This window comes from Neisseria oralis, from assembly GCF_045062685.1.
GTDB lineage: Bacteria > Pseudomonadota > Gammaproteobacteria > Burkholderiales > Neisseriaceae > Neisseria > Neisseria oralis.
The window spans coordinates 296,949-311,785 of record NZ_JBJGEB010000001.1 but is presented as its reverse complement, the minus strand read 5'-3'; the positions used below and the strand labels follow the sequence as shown (position 1 = coordinate 311,785).

At 50.7% G+C, this 14,837-nt stretch carries 12 protein-coding genes and 1 CRISPR repeat array; of the genes, 4 read left to right on the top strand and 8 right to left on the bottom strand.

What is annotated here, in order from left to right:
• Window positions 1-83 precede the first annotated feature (83 nt).
• The 4 genes from ACI43T_RS01575 to ACI43T_RS01560 all read right to left on the bottom strand — a co-directional run bounded on the left by ACI43T_RS01575 (window position 84) and on the right by ACI43T_RS01560 (window position 2,364).
• Window positions 84-446 carry a DUF5339 family protein gene (locus ACI43T_RS01575; RefSeq protein ID WP_039850851.1) on the bottom strand — a complete coding sequence of 121 codons (363 nt, stop codon included), beginning with the start codon at window positions 444-446 and terminating at the stop codon, window positions 84-86.
• A 189-nt stretch (window positions 447-635) separates the two neighbouring features.
• The gene (gene rsfS / locus ACI43T_RS01570; RefSeq protein ID WP_009174368.1) at window positions 636-1,028 is read right to left on the bottom strand and encodes a ribosome silencing factor; all 393 of its coding nucleotides are present in this window, start codon (window positions 1,026-1,028) and stop codon (window positions 636-638) included.
• Between the two features lie 136 nt (window positions 1,029-1,164).
• Window positions 1,165-1,773, bottom strand: coding sequence for a nicotinate-nucleotide adenylyltransferase (gene nadD / locus ACI43T_RS01565; RefSeq protein ID WP_377081551.1), 609 nt, complete (start codon window positions 1,771-1,773; stop codon window positions 1,165-1,167).
• Window positions 1,774-1,776: 3 nt separating this feature from the next.
• Window positions 1,777-2,364, bottom strand: coding sequence for a beta-class carbonic anhydrase (locus tag ACI43T_RS01560; RefSeq protein ID WP_297956306.1), 588 nt, complete (start codon window positions 2,362-2,364; stop codon window positions 1,777-1,779).
• A gap of 130 nt (window positions 2,365-2,494) precedes the next feature.
• Here ACI43T_RS01560 and ACI43T_RS01555 point away from each other — a divergent pair, with 130 nt between their 5' ends.
• The 3 genes from ACI43T_RS01555 (at window position 2,495) to ACI43T_RS01545 (ending at window position 4,901) form a co-directional block, all read left to right on the top strand.
• On the top strand, window positions 2,495-3,388 hold the full coding sequence (locus tag ACI43T_RS01555) for an NUDIX hydrolase (protein ID WP_405385342.1): 894 nt from the start codon (window positions 2,495-2,497) through the stop codon (window positions 3,386-3,388).
• 2 nt (window positions 3,389-3,390) lie between these two features.
• Window positions 3,391-4,380, top strand: coding sequence for an ABC transporter ATP-binding protein (locus ACI43T_RS01550; protein WP_405385341.1), 990 nt, complete (start codon window positions 3,391-3,393; stop codon window positions 4,378-4,380).
• A 140-nt stretch (window positions 4,381-4,520) separates the two neighbouring features.
• Window positions 4,521-4,901, top strand: coding sequence for an ACP-like domain-containing protein (locus ACI43T_RS01545; RefSeq protein ID WP_009174363.1), 381 nt, complete (start codon window positions 4,521-4,523; stop codon window positions 4,899-4,901).
• A 241-nt stretch (window positions 4,902-5,142) separates the two neighbouring features.
• On the opposite strand, the gene ACI43T_RS01540 is transcribed toward ACI43T_RS01545, so the two are convergent.
• The gene (locus ACI43T_RS01540) at window positions 5,143-6,630 is read right to left on the bottom strand and encodes an RNA-directed DNA polymerase (protein WP_405385340.1); all 1,488 of its coding nucleotides are present in this window, start codon (window positions 6,628-6,630) and stop codon (window positions 5,143-5,145) included.
• Window positions 6,631-7,136: 506 nt separating this feature from the next.
• Here ACI43T_RS01540 and ACI43T_RS01535 point away from each other — a divergent pair.
• Complete coding sequence (locus ACI43T_RS01535) at window positions 7,137-8,672, top strand: ABC transporter permease (protein WP_405385339.1); 1,536 nt, start codon at window positions 7,137-7,139, stop codon at window positions 8,670-8,672.
• 65 nt (window positions 8,673-8,737) lie between these two features.
• Window positions 8,738-10,028: direct repeats of the CRISPR family, unit length 36 nt; unit sequence GTTGTAGCTCCCTTTCTCATTTCGCAGTGCTACAAT.
• A 62-nt stretch (window positions 10,029-10,090) separates the two neighbouring features.
• Here ACI43T_RS01535 and cas2 read toward each other — a convergent pair.
• The 3 genes from cas2 to cas9 form a co-directional block, all read right to left on the bottom strand.
• A complete protein-coding gene (cas2, locus tag ACI43T_RS01530) occupies window positions 10,091-10,417 on the bottom strand; it encodes a CRISPR-associated endonuclease Cas2 (RefSeq protein WP_009174361.1) in 327 nt (108 codons plus the stop codon).
• Window positions 10,410-11,324: a type II CRISPR-associated endonuclease Cas1 gene (gene cas1, locus ACI43T_RS01525; RefSeq protein WP_377080901.1), complete on the bottom strand. Its 915-nt coding sequence runs from the start codon at window positions 11,322-11,324 to the stop codon at window positions 10,410-10,412. Before cas1 ends, cas2 begins: the two co-directional genes overlap by 8 nt.
• Window positions 11,325-11,395: 71 nt before the next feature.
• Window positions 11,396-14,665, bottom strand: a complete 3,270-nt coding sequence (cas9, locus tag ACI43T_RS01520) for a type II CRISPR RNA-guided endonuclease Cas9 (RefSeq protein WP_377080903.1) — start codon at window positions 14,663-14,665, stop codon at window positions 11,396-11,398.
• Window positions 14,666-14,837 lie beyond the last annotated feature (172 nt).

The following is a 14,837-nucleotide window of genomic DNA, read 5'->3' as shown; positions in this document are numbered from 1 at the left end:
ACCGGATTCCGTATGGTTCGAAATCCGGTGTTTTAGCGCAGGCCGTCTGAATATTCGGACGGCTCCGATGGTAAACGGCCGTATTATTGGGCGTCTTCTTTAGCGTCAGCCGCGGCGTCTTTGGCTTCTTCGGCAGCTTCTTTCGCTTCTTCGGCTTTATCTTCGGCGGCGCCGGCTTGTTCGCCTTTCAGTGCTTTCAGCGATTCGCTGCAAGTGGCGTCGCGCTGGTCGGCGGGCAGGTTTTTCAGCGCTTCTTTGGTCTGGTCGAACGATTTTTGCATCATTTCTTTAGTTGCTGCGTCCACACCTTCGACGGATGCGGCAAATGCTTTTTCGTATTCGTCGCAGACTGCCGAGCTTGCGCTGCCGGAGCCGGAAGAGCTGTCGCCGCATGCGGACAGGGCCAGTGCGGCCAACAGGGTTGCCAGTAAAGCTGATGTTTTCATCGGTATCTCTCTTTTAGAAATTTTGGTTAAAAGGACCTGCATGTTAAACCATTTCGGCCGGGTGTCAAACATTGTCATTTTATTTCTTTGATTCAAATCACATGTTTAGACGAAATCAGGCCGTCTGAAAAGGGCGGGGCGGCGTGCCTTAGTGCTTTTCAGACGGCCTGACGGCCGGTTGCGGCCGATTTAATTGTCGGCCGCGTGCCAGGGTTTTTGCGCGCCGGCGTAGAAACTCGGCTTTTCGCCGCCCCAGAGGGTGTCGATGTCGTAATAGTCGCGCACGGCGGGCAGCATGACGTGCACCACCAAATCGCCCGCGTCCACCAGCGCCCATTCGCCGCTGTCCTGTCCTTCCGTGCTCAGGATTTCGAATCCGGCTTCTTTCAGGCTGACGGCCACGTTGTTGGCCAAGGCTTTGACCTGGCGGCTGCTGTCGCCGCTGGCGATAATCATGCGGGAAAACAGCGAGGTTTTGTCTTGCGTTTCCAAAACCGAAATATTGTCGGCTTTGATGTCGTCCAATGCTTCGACGGCGGTTTCGACCATTTTTTGCAGGTCTTGCAGTTCTTGTTCTGTCATATCGGCTTCCATAAAAAGTATGCCGCCGATTATACCCGATTACGGCGTTCCATATCGCAAACAGAACGACAAAGGCCGTCTGAAAACAAGATGCCTGTTTTCAGACGGCCTTGCCGGCGTCAGACGGGGATGCGGGTCAGCGGTACAGGCCGTGTTCGCGGATATAGCGCGCCACCTGCGGCGGTATCAGGCCGTCGGGAAGGCTGCCGTTGCGGATGTCCTGTCGGATTCGGGTGGAGCTGATGCCGTACAGCGGGGCTTGCAGGATTCTGACGCTGCCGTTTTGCAGTGCTTCGCCCAGCCATGCGTGCAGTTCGCGCGGGGTTTGCCCGAGGCTGTCGCCTTCGCGCATGGCGACGGCGATGTGGGTCTGTTTAACCAGCGTCTGCCATTTTTTCCAGGTGTGCAGCTTCATCAGGCTGTCGCTGCCGAGCAGCCACCAGAGTCGGGCGGCGGGAAACTGCTGGCGGAAAATCTGCACCGTGTCGAAGGTGTAGGTCGCGCCGCCGCGCACGATGTCGCAGTCGCTGACGGCGAAACGGGCATCTTCCGCTGCGGCAAGCTCGGTCATGGCGAGGCGGTGTGCGGCGGAAGTCTGCGTGGCCTGCGGTTTGTGGTAGGGGTCGCCTGCGGGCAGGAAAACGACCGTGTCCAAACCGGTTTCGTCGGCGAAGGCGCGGGCGATGTGGAGGTGGCCGTTGTGTACGGGGTCGAAGGTGCCGCCGAATAGTCCGATGTTTTTCATGGTTCAAAGGCCGTCTGAAAGATTTGCCTGCGCAAGGGTGCCGTCGACGACCATGTTCAGTTTGCCCGTGGTCGGGTGGATGACGAGGCCGTGTACGGCGATGTCGGCGGGCATCAGCGGGTGGTTGCGGATAAGCCTGACCGTGTGCCGCACGCTGTCTTCCACATTGTCGAAGCCGGTCAGCCAGCCGTCGAGGTTGATGCCGGCATGGCGCAGGGTTTCGATGCGGTCATCGGGGATGTCGCTGTCGTGCACTTTGTTTAGGAAACTTTCGGCGTGCAGCCCCTGCATACCGCAGTCGTGGTGGGCGATGACCATGATTTCCCTGACTTTCAGTTCGAACACGGCCACCAGCAGGCTGCGCATCACCGACCCCCACGGGTGGCTGACGACCGCGCCGGCGTTTTTAATCAGTTTGGCGTCGCCGTTTTTCAGGCCGAGCGCGCGAGGGAGCAATTCCATCATCCGCGCGTCCATGCACGACAGAATCGCCAGCCCGCGTTCGGGGTATTTGTCGGTAAAGAATTTCTCGTATTCGCCTGAATCGACGAATTGCCGGTTGAAAGAAAGGATGCTTTCCAGTTCGCTCATTTGCCGCTCCTGTCGGTCGGGTGTGTGCCGCGGTCATTATAACGCGGTTTCGCCGGTCCGGTCTGCGGCTTGCAAATCGGAATGAAGCAGTTAAAATCTTATACGTCGTCAATATTCGGGCAGGCAGATTATGGCTGAGCGACCTTGTTTTTCGGGTGTTTTGGATGGCAGCGCACACGACGGCCTGTGGCAGTGGGCGCAGCGGCAGTATGGTTTGAAAGGAAGCTGGCAGACGCTCTGGCTCAACGGGTTGCCTTTGGGCCGTCTGAATCCGCAATGGGGCGCGCAGCTTAAAAAAGACTGGCCGGGCGCCGTCGGCGAAGATTCAGACGGCCTGCACTTGGCCGGAGAAAGCTGGGCGGCTTTGGGCCTCAGCCTGCAAAGCACGGCCTGCGGCTGGCGGGAGGCCGGCGTACTGCGCGGCTGGCGCGGCGAATATTTCGACGTGTGCGACGAAGCCGGCCAGCCGCTGTTTGCCCTAGAACGCGCCGCCTTCCGCCCGTTCGGGCTGTTGAGCCGCGCCATACACCTGAACGGGCTGACCTGCCGCGGCGGCTGGCGGTTTTGGATAGGCCGCCGCAGTGCGGACAAAGCCGTCGATCCGAACAAGCTCGACAACATCGTCGGCGGCGGTGTCGCCAGCGGTGAAACGGCGCTTGAGGCCGCATTGCGCGAGAGCGAAGAAGAAGCGGGGCTGGGCGCGGTTTTGCCCGACAGACTGCGGCGGCAAAGCTGCCTGCACAGCCTGCGCCCCGTATCGCGCGGCCTGCACAACGAAATCCTGCATATTTTCGATGTCGTGCTGCCGCCCGACTTCGCTCCGAAAAACCAAGACGGCGAAGTGGCCGGATTCGTCCTGATGGACATTCCCGAATTGGTCGAAGCCATGCTCGCCGGCGAAATGATGGATGACGCCCAGTTGGTGACGCTCGACGCCTTCCGCCGCTACGGCCTGCTGAAACCGCAACATCCGCTGTCGCAATGGCTTGAAAGCCTGCGCCGCCATCCGCAAGAGGCCGTCTGAAAATGCTGCAACTGAAAAACATCGACAAATCCTTCGGTACGAAACAAGTCGCGCAAAACATCAGCCTGAGCGTGGAAGGCGGCGGCGTGCTCGCCGTGTTGGGCAAATCGGGCTGCGGCAAATCCACCCTGCTCAAAATCATTGCGGGCCTGACCCCCGCCGACGGCGGCGAAGTCTGGCTGAACGGGCGCGACATTACCCTGATGCCGTCTGAAAAACGCAATATCTCATTAATGTTCCAAGACTACGCCCTGTTTCCGCATCTCAACGCATGGCAGAACGCCGCCTTCGGCCTCAAGATGCGCAAAGTGCCGCGGAAAGAGGCCGAACAGCGGGCGCGGCAAGCCTTGGACGAAGTCGGACTGGGCGGCGAAGCCGAACGCAGCGTGGACAGCCTGTCCGGCGGCGAACAGCAGCGCCTCGCACTGGCCCGCGCACTGGTGACGCAGCCCGACCTGCTGTTGCTGGACGAAGCTTTTTCCAGCCTCGACACCCACCTGCGCCGCCACCTGCGCGACCAAACCGTCCGCCGGATACGCCGGCAGAACATTCCCGCCATATTAGTTACCCACGACCCCGAAGAAGCCTTCACCCTCGCCGACCGCATCGCCCTGATGCACGCGGGCAGGGTGTTGCAATACGGCGCGCCGCGCGACCTGCTGCAACATCCTGCCGACGCGCAAGCCGCGCGGCTGCTGGGTTTGCAGAACGTCAGCGAAGAACGCTACATCCCGCCGCAGGCGATAACCGTTTGCGCCGCCGGTTCGGATTCGCCGGCCGAAGGCCGCATCGTCCGTATCACCGACCTTCCGGAAGCGCGCCGCCTCATTTTCGTCCACCGCCGCTACGGCGAATTGACCGCCGACTTAGACCGGCAACAGGCCGGATGGCTCGATTCCCTGCCGGATAACGGCAGAATCGGTGTCGCCATAGACGACCGGCAAATCGTCCGCTTTGCCGGTCAGGCCTCTGCTGGCGGCGGAGCCGTCTGAAAAACCGCCGGATTTACAAAAATTATCCAAACGAACTTATATTTTAAATATTACCGGTATTAGTATGGGCACGCTTTCGGAAGCATGAGCAGTCATGAGCCGTAGCACATTCAATCCCACACTTTAAAAGGATACTTGCAATGAAACTATTGTCTGCAATCGTATTGGCTTCGGCAGTAGCAGTGAGCGGCGCGGCCATCGCCAAACCCGCAAAAATCAGCAACCCGACCGTTGCTAAAAAATCTGTAACCTACCGTTGCCAGCAAGGCAAACACGTAACCGTAACCTACGGCTTCAACAAACAGGGTCTGACTACCTCCGCTTCCGCAGTGGTTGACGGCAAACGCCGCTTCATGCCCATCGACCTCGACCGCTCCGACAACGCCGACACTTACTACGGCAAAGAAGGCGGCTATGTGTTGAGCACCGCTTACATGGACAAAAAAACATACCGCAAACAGCCGATTATGATTACCGCACCCGACGACGAAATCGTATTGAAAGACTGCTCGCCGCGCTAAGTAATCACCAATAGAAAAAGGCCGTCTGAAACATGTTTTCAGACGGCCTTTTATGTTTTTATGTAAGTAACTTTTTGGTTGGCGTATATAGTGGAATCACGAAACAATCATCACGATGCAGGGTATGGCGGCGATGGGTTTTCAGACGGCCTTAGTTGGGAATTTTGGCATTTTGTTGGGTTACGCCTACGTTTGTTTAGGATTTGATTATGTTTTTAGAAGTTCTAATATTAAGAATATTTTAGTAGTTGAAAAGATCAATTTCTGCATTGGGAATAATACTATCTAAATTATTAAACTCATTTTGTAAGAAAATAGGTGTATTACTAAGGATCTGGTACATCTTACTATTACTTTGAATCCAATTATGATTCCACAAGGTAACTTTACCATTTTTAAGCTTACACATTTTTTCAATAAATTGAATATTGTCCAAGTTATCTTTCAGCATTCTTTGCAACCATATCTGTGCAAAACCTGAATTAGGCATTTTGCTTAATTTATTATGAATTAAGAAAGATATTTTTTCACTGTCCTCTAATTCTGATAATAGTTTGCTAATAATGGCGCAGCATACCGGTATTGTTTTAGGGTTGTTGTATGCAATATCTGTTGCAATACTAATGAGCTGTTCTATGCTGTTAATTTTTCTTTTCCCTCTAATTTTCTCTATTTGCTTATCAAGCTTATTTAACGCTGTAGTTAAACTACCTGAGTTGGCATAACTGATACCATGCTGCCTAATAAGTAAGAGCTTTTTTTGTAAACTAATTCTATTGTTTTGTGGAATGGACAACCAAGCTAATTTATCCTTTTTAATTGATTGAGTAATAATATCTTGACTTCCTTTGGTTTTGCTTGCATTTAACTTTAACCCAAAAGGCATCATTATTTCAGAAATTAATTTAAGAATTTTTTCTCCATCATTAGCGTTGCAAACAAAAATCCTGTAATCATCACGATAACGTAAAATCTGATATTTTTTCACTTCACATTTTCGAAGAGAAATTGTTAGAGTTAAATCTATGTAACCTAACACTATCTCAGCAATAAAATCCGTCAATACTGAGCCCTGAGGAATGCCATTAGTCTGCCCATACTGGGCATTTTGTATGCTTGTATCTATAAAATTGCCAAGCAAACTATTTTTTCGGTTATTCTTAGCCTTTTTTCTTCCTTCGATAGCCCAAGCAATAGAGTGTGTATAGATTGAACCATAACAATCTGCTACATCAGTATCAAAAATATAATCGTATTCTAATGAGAGTGAAATAGATTTTTGTTCTACTTGCTCCCACCAATTAGAAATTTGTTGAGCTTTATTTGATTGTTCATTTTCAGATTGAATAGGTATACTTAAACATTTTATTTTTTCATTAGATTGAAACTTTTTAAATTTTTTTTGTAGTTTATTCCAGTGTTCTTGTGTAGTTATTTTATGTACTAAATCGACATATACTAAAGGGTGAATAATCTGTAATGGTCTCCATGATAATTTCCCATCTTTATTGGCATATAGAAGGTAATTTACATCATCTAGCATTTTCATTGCGCTTGCTGAATTACTAAAGTCATTTATTTTTTTACCATTACATTCATTAGATACTTTTTCCAATAATTCGGAAAATGAAAAATATTTTGGCAAATCAATATTGCAATAGCTTTCATGTTTTAAAAAGAATTTTCTTGCTTCTACAGCATTCAATTCTAAAATAGTTTTTCGACTCATCTCATTCTTTCTTCCATTAAAAAGAATTTATCATTCTCTGAATTAGATTATTTGTTTTCAATCATCTTCCCAACCAACTCCAGCTGGCAAATTTCCACCAACGGCAGGCTTTACAACGTTTGCCGTGGTCGAGGTTAGAGTTCAGGGTTTGTCCGCTGTTTAAGAGTTCGCTCATGGTGGAGGATGTTTTGTTCCTTAGGCTGTCTGAAAATATAAATAGATACGCGGTAGCGGCTTTGCATATGATACTCGGTTTTTCCGCAGGAAAGTGAACGGTGCGCGGATGCCAAATCAGTTTTTCGGTTTTTTAATCGGTAGGTTCAGCAAGGCGCCGCCGGCGGCGATAACCGGCCACGGATGTTGGATGTTTTTGTGTGTGTCATGTTTTAATTGATGTCGTCTTTCAGACGGCCTCAATTATTTGAAAGGGCGGTTTGTTCCGGCCGTATCAAATTGCAGGCCGTTTGGTTATAGAATACGGTTTTCCCCTACGACAGGCAGCCGCCATGAATCTCCGCCGTTTATGCACCACCTTACTGTTCGCACTTGTGCCGCTCGGTTTTCTCACCGTCATGGTGGTCGCGCCGCTGTTTGCGCTGGCGGCATACGACAGCGGCGGCATGGTGCGGGAAATCCTGCAAGACGGCTACATGCGGCACAGGATAGGCTGGACGGTGTTTCAGGCGGCCGTAACCTGCGTGCTGACTGTGCTGGCGGGCGTGCCGACCGGCTGGGTGCTGGCGCGGCTGGACTTTTTCGGCCGCGGCTGGATTCTGCGGCTGCTGATGCTGCCGTTTGTGATGCCGACGCTGGTGGCCGGTATGGGCGTGCTGGCGCTTTTCGGCGCGCACGGCGCATTGTGGGCGGGCTGGCAGGATACGCCGTACCTGCTGCTTTACGGCAACGTGTTTTTTAACCTGCCGGTACTGGTACGTTCGGTGTATCAGGGGTTCATGCAGGTGCCCGAAGCGCGGCTTCAGACGGCCCGCACGCTGGGGGCGGGCGCATGGCGGCGATTCACCGATGTGGAATGGCCCGTCTTGCGCCCATGGCTTGCGGGCGGGGCGTGTCTGGTGTTTCTATACTGTTTTTCCGGTTTCGGACTCGCGTTGCTGCTGGGCGGCAACCGCTACGCGACGGTGGAGGTGGAAGTTTACCAACTGATCGCCTACGAACTGGATATGGCGCAGGCGTCGGTGCTTGTGTGGCTGGTTCTGGCGGTAACGGCCGCCGCCGGATTGCTCTATGCCCGCCTCAGCCGCAATGCTGCGGCGGGGAAAACAGTGCGCGTGCCGGCCCCGCGCAGGCCGCAGTCTGCCGGCGAACGGTTGCTGCTGGCGGCTGCATTGCTGGTGCTGCTGTTTTGCTGCGTACTGCCGCTGGGCGCCGTGGGCGCGAAAGCCTTGGCGGCGGGTGATTCCTGGCGCGTACTGGCGGAGGCGGACACGCTGGCGGCACTGTGGAACACGTTGCGGTTTTCGGCGATGGCGGTGCTGCTGGCGGCCGCATTGGGTATTTTGCACGCCTGCCTCGTACGCCGCGCGCCGTGGGTGCGCGGGCTGACTTTCCTGCCGTTTATGGTGTCGCCCGTGTGCGTCGCCTTCGGCGTGCTGCTGCTTTACCCCGCCTGGACGGCCTCGCTGCCCTTGCTGATCGCCACCTACGCGCTGCTTGCCTATCCGTTTGTCGCCAAAGACGTATCCGCCGCATGGGACGCACTGCCGCCCGATTATGCCGATGCCGCCCGAAGCATGGGCGCCAGCCGTTTTCAGACGGCCTTATATGTTACCGCCCCGCTGCTGAAGCCCGCCCTGCGCCGCGGCCTGACATTCGCCGCCGCCACCTGCGCGGGCGAATTTGCCGCCACACTGTTCCTGTCCCGCCCCGAATGGCAAACCCTGACAACCTTGATTTACCGCTATCTGGGCACGGCCGGCGCAGACAATTACGCACGGGCGATGGTACTGACGGCGGTGCTGATGGCAGTGGCACTGGCGATATTCCTGGTGTTGGACGCAGAAGAGGGGCGAAAGGCCGTCTGAAAAGCAATGATTTCCTCATTTCGCAGTGCTACAATACCGCCGTGGCGGCGTGCACGGCAAAATGCGTTGTAGCTCCCTTTCTCATTTCGCAGTGCTACAATCACGTTAAATACGCTCCCCGCAGGGGTTGGGTTGTAGCTCCCTTTCTCATTTCGCAGTGCTACAATAGTTCGGGTTGATTGAGATTAGCTCGTGCGGTTGTAGCTCCCTTTCTCATTTCGCAGTGCTACAATACTTAGCCCTTTAATAATTTCATCGAACTCGTTGTAGCTCCCTTTCTCATTTCGCAGTGCTACAATAGTTCGGGTTGATTGAGATTAGCTCGTGCGGTTGTAGCTCCCTTTCTCATTTCGCAGTGCTACAATGCGGACACGACATGGAAGATGCGGCAAGGCGTTGTAGCTCCCTTTCTCATTTCGCAGTGCTACAATCTTGGAAAAGATGATGATGAACGCGAGCTAGTTGTAGCTCCCTTTCTCATTTCGCAGTGCTACAATCATCAACTGCAACGGCGCCAGTCCAATCGGGTTGTAGCTCCCTTTCTCATTTCGCAGTGCTACAATCATCTGTCAAACTTTCGTAGTGCTTATTAAGTTGTAGCTCCCTTTCTCATTTCGCAGTGCTACAATGTATAATAGCTTGCCTTAGATGTCGCTCATGTTGTAGCTCCCTTTCTCATTTCGCAGTGCTACAATGCAGACCGTGCAACAACGCCTGGAAAAGTAGTTGTAGCTCCCTTTCTCATTTCGCAGTGCTACAATCTCATCATTCATCAATCGATGAATAACAGAGTTGTAGCTCCCTTTCTCATTTCGCAGTGCTACAATAGAATCTGAAATCTTTTTAGACATGTTGTTGTTGTAGCTCCCTTTCTCATTTCGCAGTGCTACAATAACCTTATGGAGTCTTCCACCAGAAGTATCGTTGTAGCTCCCTTTCTCATTTCGCAGTGCTACAATGGCTTCTTTAATCAGCATCCAGCCGGTGGCGTTGTAGCTCCCTTTCTCATTTCGCAGTGCTACAATACAACCACTCTTACCCCCTTCAACACAACCGTTGTAGCTCCCTTTCTCATTTCGCAGTGCTACAATGACGGATTCGCCGCACGGCATCATGTGATGGTTGTAGCTCCCTTTCTCATTTCGCAGTGCTACAATAAAATAAAAATAAATATGAATTATAATATTTGTTGTAGCTCCCTTTCTCATTTCGCAGTGCTACAATGTACTTCGAAGAACTACGAGAACCAACATAGTTGTAGCTCCCTTTCTCATTTCGCAGTGCTACAATTTAAGTTCAGGAATGCCATTTACAAACAAAGTTGTAGCTCCCTTTCTCATTTCGCAGTGCTACAATACCTCAACGGGAAATCCTTATTCTGTAAGGATTTCCCGTTTTCTTTTGTCTGAAAAAATGGGTTAGAACAGCAATAATTGGTCTGAATTGACCTTTTTTTCTTGGGTTTTGAGTTCACCTAAAAGCAGTTTCATGGCAGCAAACTGCTTTTCTGTTACCTCCAAACAGCGTATTGAACCTTCTTGCGGCAAGTTGGCGCATAGCCTGTTGTGGTGTTTCTGTAACGCATCCCTGCCTTTGACAATCCTGCTATACACGGAAAGTTGTAGCATTTGATAGCCGTCTTTCAGCAAAAAATGTCGGAATTGGTTGGCAGCCTTGCGTTTGGCAACGGTAGTGACCGGTAGGTCGAAAAAGACGATGATCCGCATAAATTTTGCCTCACTCATATTGATATTCTTTCAAAGGCAGGATTTCGGGCAGTTTCAGCAGTCTGGCGTTTTTTGCGACGATGCTCGGCTGGAATGAGGCAATCATTTTGTCTATGGCTGCCAGTGTGCTGAAGGTCTGCTGTTCGATGCTGACTTGGGAGTGCAGGACTTTGATCAAGGTTTGTTTGGTTTGCGGCGTCAATTCGCTTTTCAGACGACCTTGCTCTTTCAGATTCAGTATGGTCAGGTCGGCAAGCGGGCGCAATGGTTCGATAAAGTCGTCGGCAAGATTGAAGGGATTGAGTTCGCTTTTATGAAACAGTCCCAATGCGGGCAACCAACCATATAAGGCGAGGGATCGGGCAACGGCGGCACGAATCACGGAGTAGGCGTAATTCAGACTGGCATTGACGGTATTGTTGTCGTTGCGGGTAAATTTTTCTCCAAACACGGCTTGAAAATAGAGGGCGGCGGCTTGAGCTTCGCGGTTCCCTGTATCGCCGGAGCGAACTTCGGCAGCCAATGTGCGTAGTCGTTTAGCAGCAATGTCATTGCCTGTTTCGTCGGCAACAAATGCTTGGTTGAGGATTTTTCGACGGACGATATGTTGCCAAAGTTGCTTTTTTAAGGGTTCGCTGATATTTAGTTGCAGCTTGAGGGTTTTTAATTGACGATGGTATTGTGAGTAAGGCAGCCATTGGCCACAGGGTAGGAATTGTTCGTCGCAAGTCAGCAGAGTGGTTCCGTATTCTGCCAATGCCGATAAAAGCGGAGCGGTAATCAGTGTTTCCCGATGCTCAACAACGATGACGGCGATGTCTTCCAAGGGAACGGTATAAGATTCTCCGTTTTGACGAATCAGCATTTGTTCGCGGTGCAGCGACAGTTTGCCGCTGTTTTGGATAAGCAGGCTGCGCCATGTCATGTGTTTTCTCCTTTGTGTTTGTGCGACGAAAAATCCCTGCTTCAGGTCGTCTGAAACAGGGATAAGTTTATTTAACGGACAGGCGGACGTTTTTTCAGACGACATGGTTTGATTTCTTTGCCGAGTTCGTCGATTTGGTATTTTTGGAATGAAAGGGCGGTTTTAACACCAACACTTTGGAAAATGCCGTTTTTCCCTTTTGTGCTATCCGTATCATGTGTACGAATATCAATCGCTCCAGTTGCTCTATTTAGGCTGACGAAATAGCCTAAAAATACATTTTTCTTAGCAGTTAGTTTAATCAAATCATTGGCATAAAGTACAAATTTAAACTCAAAACTATCATCCATTACCGTCCAATCTTCTTCATCTCTCCCTTGCACCACCGCTCTATCCGGCAAAATCCCTTTCGCTACCTGCCAACTGTAAATCGGCACCAAATAATATTTGCCACCTTTCTCAAACACATCTATGCGCACCATAGTTGCGTTGTCGGCAACGCCGTTACGGTTGCGTACCCAGACACCGGTTTTCTGTACCTGCTCGATGCGCACGGCTTTTACCTGCTGAGTTGGGTTGCCTGCTTTATTTTGTTTGTAAAACGGCTCGGCAAAGGCTTTGGCAGGATCGTCTTTATGCGCTTCCAAACGTGCTTTCAGTCCTTCGTATAGTTTGGGTTCGCGCTCCCGATTGACCATTTTTTCCAAGTCTTTCAGTTTTAACTGTGTAAGCGGTACGCGTAATACACTAATGCCTTCGTCCAGCCGTTTGGCGGATTTGACGGTTTCCATATGGCCTTGCCCGCTCATCTTCCGATTGGGCGCGCGCGAAACAAACAGCGGCGTAACGTATTCGTGTACGGCTTCGGGGCGAGATGATAATTTTTCAGCAAGCAACGCACGCAGTTTTTCGGGGGTATCGGCTTCTTCAAGTTCGGGTTTGCCGTCCGGTTTGCCAAAGACGCGTATCATGACTTCTTGTGCGAAAAATTCCCAAGGTTGCGGGAAGTGTGTTTTTTGATGCAGCACTTCTCCCGTCTCTTTATCCACGGTTTTACCGTCAAACGCGTTCATTTCTTTGTAACGTACAAAACGGGTAATTCTCTGCTGCATGGCAACGGTCGAACAGGCAACGACGACTGCGTCCAAAGCATGATGGCGGTCGTTTTCCGCACGCACTTTGCGTAATCCCCAAAAGCCGCGCAATAAATTGGTAATTTGTCCGTTGGAGGCAAATACGCGTCTTTTTCCTTTTCCGGTCAGTTGCATATGGTCGGCAACAAATTTGCACAGAAAACGGTTGACGTAGCGCGTATCGTTCAAGTTGCGTTCTTTAAATCCTTCTTCATCGAATTTCTGCAGTAGAATCCGTTGCTTTTTACTGTGAGGAAAACGGCTGGTTTCTACGCGCGCTTTAAATTCCTGCCATTCGCGGCTGTTGTCTTTGCCGTTTAAATATTCATAAGGTGTTCGGTTGCCTTTGTTTTGGTTTTCGCTGCCCAATACCAGCACTTTATTGTTGAAACTGTCGTCCCATGTGCGCGAAAACGGCAAGGCATGGTCAATTTCAACATAGCCTTTTTCGTTCAAACGGCCTAAATTAATTTCTTTGCCTGAATACAGACATTTACAGTTTTGTTGTCGGTATAGACGTAGTTTCAAAATATCTTTGGATTTGGGTTCGCCGACAAAATTGGGGAAATATTCTTGAAATTCAGCAGCAGCTTTTTCCCTGTCTTTGCGGTTTTCTTCCTGACGTTTCTCAATTTCTTTGCGGTCTTTAAATGATTTACCCACTTCACGCGCTGTTTCGATATGAATGCGCGCAGGAGAGCCGTAACGCCGCACCACGCCGTTAATGACTTTCCTTGCTTGCGATAAGGCGCGCAAGACGACGGGATTGCGGATTTCGTCGGCGGGAATCGGCGGTAGATAAAGCGTTTCCTCCGAATTTCTCCTTCCGTGATGATCGCCGTAGATTTCGGCGCAGGCTTCATCGTAACGTTTGCCTTGTTCCATCAATGGCACAATTCGGCGCAACGCTTTCAAAGAAATCTGGACGAACTTGTCAAAGCTGATGTGTTTTAACAGCGCATCCAAGATTTCAGGTTGCAAGCAGCCTTTCAGACGACCTGTAATCTCTTCATCGGTCTTAAACAGGGAAAATGCTGTGCCGATTTCATCCTGCAATTCGGGAGAAAGGCTCAACGGAGATTTCTTGTCTTTCAAACCCTCTTTTTCTAGCGCGCGGCTGATGGCGTGGTAAGCCTTCATTTCCATCAGTGTTGCGGATTCGGCATTGTCTTTGCCGTAACGCAAGCCTTTGAAGAATGCCGTATCGTCCAAGTCCAGCAGTTTGCGGGCTTGGGCATAGGTCAGCTTGGACTTTTTGTATGGTTCGTCCATAAGCGTGGTACGTTCGGCATCAGTCAGCGGACGTTCGTTTCCTTGATTTAAAATACGCAGATTGTTCAGTTTGGTCAGCCAGATAAAACGTTCGGCGGTGTAGGTGTTTTTGGCTGCTTTCGGTTCTGCCGGCTCGAAGGTGCAATGTCCTAACATTTTTTGAATGGCATCGCCGGATAGGGCAGGACGTTGCGTCATCAGCAGGTTTTCAATACCGTTTTTGAGGTCGTCTGAAACATACGGATTGCCGAATTCTTTTTGTTTTTCAAACAGCAAAACGAGTTCCGCTTGTAAATCTTTGCGGCTGAATGTATGCGAATAATCGCCGCGCTGGTTACGGATATGACCGCTTTCTTTTTCAAATTTATTCAAAGCCAATTCGGCCGGAGTGCGAAAATTGCCTGCTTGTAAAGCGTGGGTATTATCAGCCACACCTTTGAGCAAAGCGCCCAGTTCCTTATCATCAGTTTCCCCCTCGTTTTTCCGTTGCGACAGATAGCCGCGATGTTTGACCAAATGCAGCAAAACTGCTGCCCATTCTAAAGGTGTCAATTTGCGGTCCAATGCGGCCGCACGAAGTTGCCACGGCGTATTACGAGGTTGTTTTGGTATATAGGGTAAAGGTTTAACCAAACCGTTTTCATCAAAATCTTCAGGTTTTAAAACGCCTTCGTGTTTCAACAGACGACGCGCCCGAAGCAGGCGGTGGGCGCGACGGCGGGTCAAACGGCGGACGCTGCGCGCCAAACGCCTTGCCGCGGCCAGCGAATCTCCCGTTTTCGGCACTTCCGCACGCTCAAAAACACGCACGCCCAAATCAATCAGGCGAACCGGATTTTCTTTATCATCAATTTCCACCATCGCCCAACCGACGGATGCAATGCCGATATCGAGACCGAGGATGTAATTCAGTGGATTGGGTTTAAAAGCAGTCATTTGTTTCTCCGCAATTTCATAAACAACAACAGCAATATATCTGAAAAAAGCATTAACATGCAAATGAAATAGTTGACTTCCGTTACTGCAATCGCTAGAATTTCCAACATATTGTTGCACTGCGAAATGAGAAACGTTGCTACAATAAGACCTCGAAGGATGTATGAAAATA

Bases quoted from the DNA above. Each gene is read 5' to 3' on its own strand.
- ACI43T_RS01575 (WP_039850851.1), bottom strand. From the start codon at position 446: ATGAAAACATCAGCTTTACTGGCAACCCTGTTGGCCGCACTGGCCCTG.
- rsfS (WP_009174368.1), bottom strand. From the start codon at position 1,028: ATGACAGAACAAGAACTGCAAGACCTGCAAAAAATGGTCGAAACCGCC.
- nadD (WP_377081551.1), bottom strand. From the start codon at position 1,773: ATGAAAAACATCGGACTATTCGGCGGCACCTTCGACCCCGTACACAAC.
- ACI43T_RS01560 (WP_297956306.1), bottom strand. From the start codon at position 2,364: ATGAGCGAACTGGAAAGCATCCTTTCTTTCAACCGGCAATTCGTCGAT.
- ACI43T_RS01555 (WP_405385342.1), top strand. From the start codon at position 2,495: ATGGCTGAGCGACCTTGTTTTTCGGGTGTTTTGGATGGCAGCGCACAC.
- ACI43T_RS01550 (WP_405385341.1), top strand. From the start codon at position 3,391: ATGCTGCAACTGAAAAACATCGACAAATCCTTCGGTACGAAACAAGTC.
- ACI43T_RS01545 (WP_009174363.1), top strand. From the start codon at position 4,521: ATGAAACTATTGTCTGCAATCGTATTGGCTTCGGCAGTAGCAGTGAGC.
- ACI43T_RS01540 (WP_405385340.1), bottom strand. From the start codon at position 6,630: ATGAGTCGAAAAACTATTTTAGAATTGAATGCTGTAGAAGCAAGAAAA.
- ACI43T_RS01535 (WP_405385339.1), top strand. From the start codon at position 7,137: ATGAATCTCCGCCGTTTATGCACCACCTTACTGTTCGCACTTGTGCCG.
- cas2 (WP_009174361.1), bottom strand. From the start codon at position 10,417: ATGAGTGAGGCAAAATTTATGCGGATCATCGTCTTTTTCGACCTACCG.
- cas1 (WP_377080901.1), bottom strand. From the start codon at position 11,324: ATGACATGGCGCAGCCTGCTTATCCAAAACAGCGGCAAACTGTCGCTG.
- cas9 (WP_377080903.1), bottom strand. From the start codon at position 14,665: ATGACTGCTTTTAAACCCAATCCACTGAATTACATCCTCGGTCTCGAT.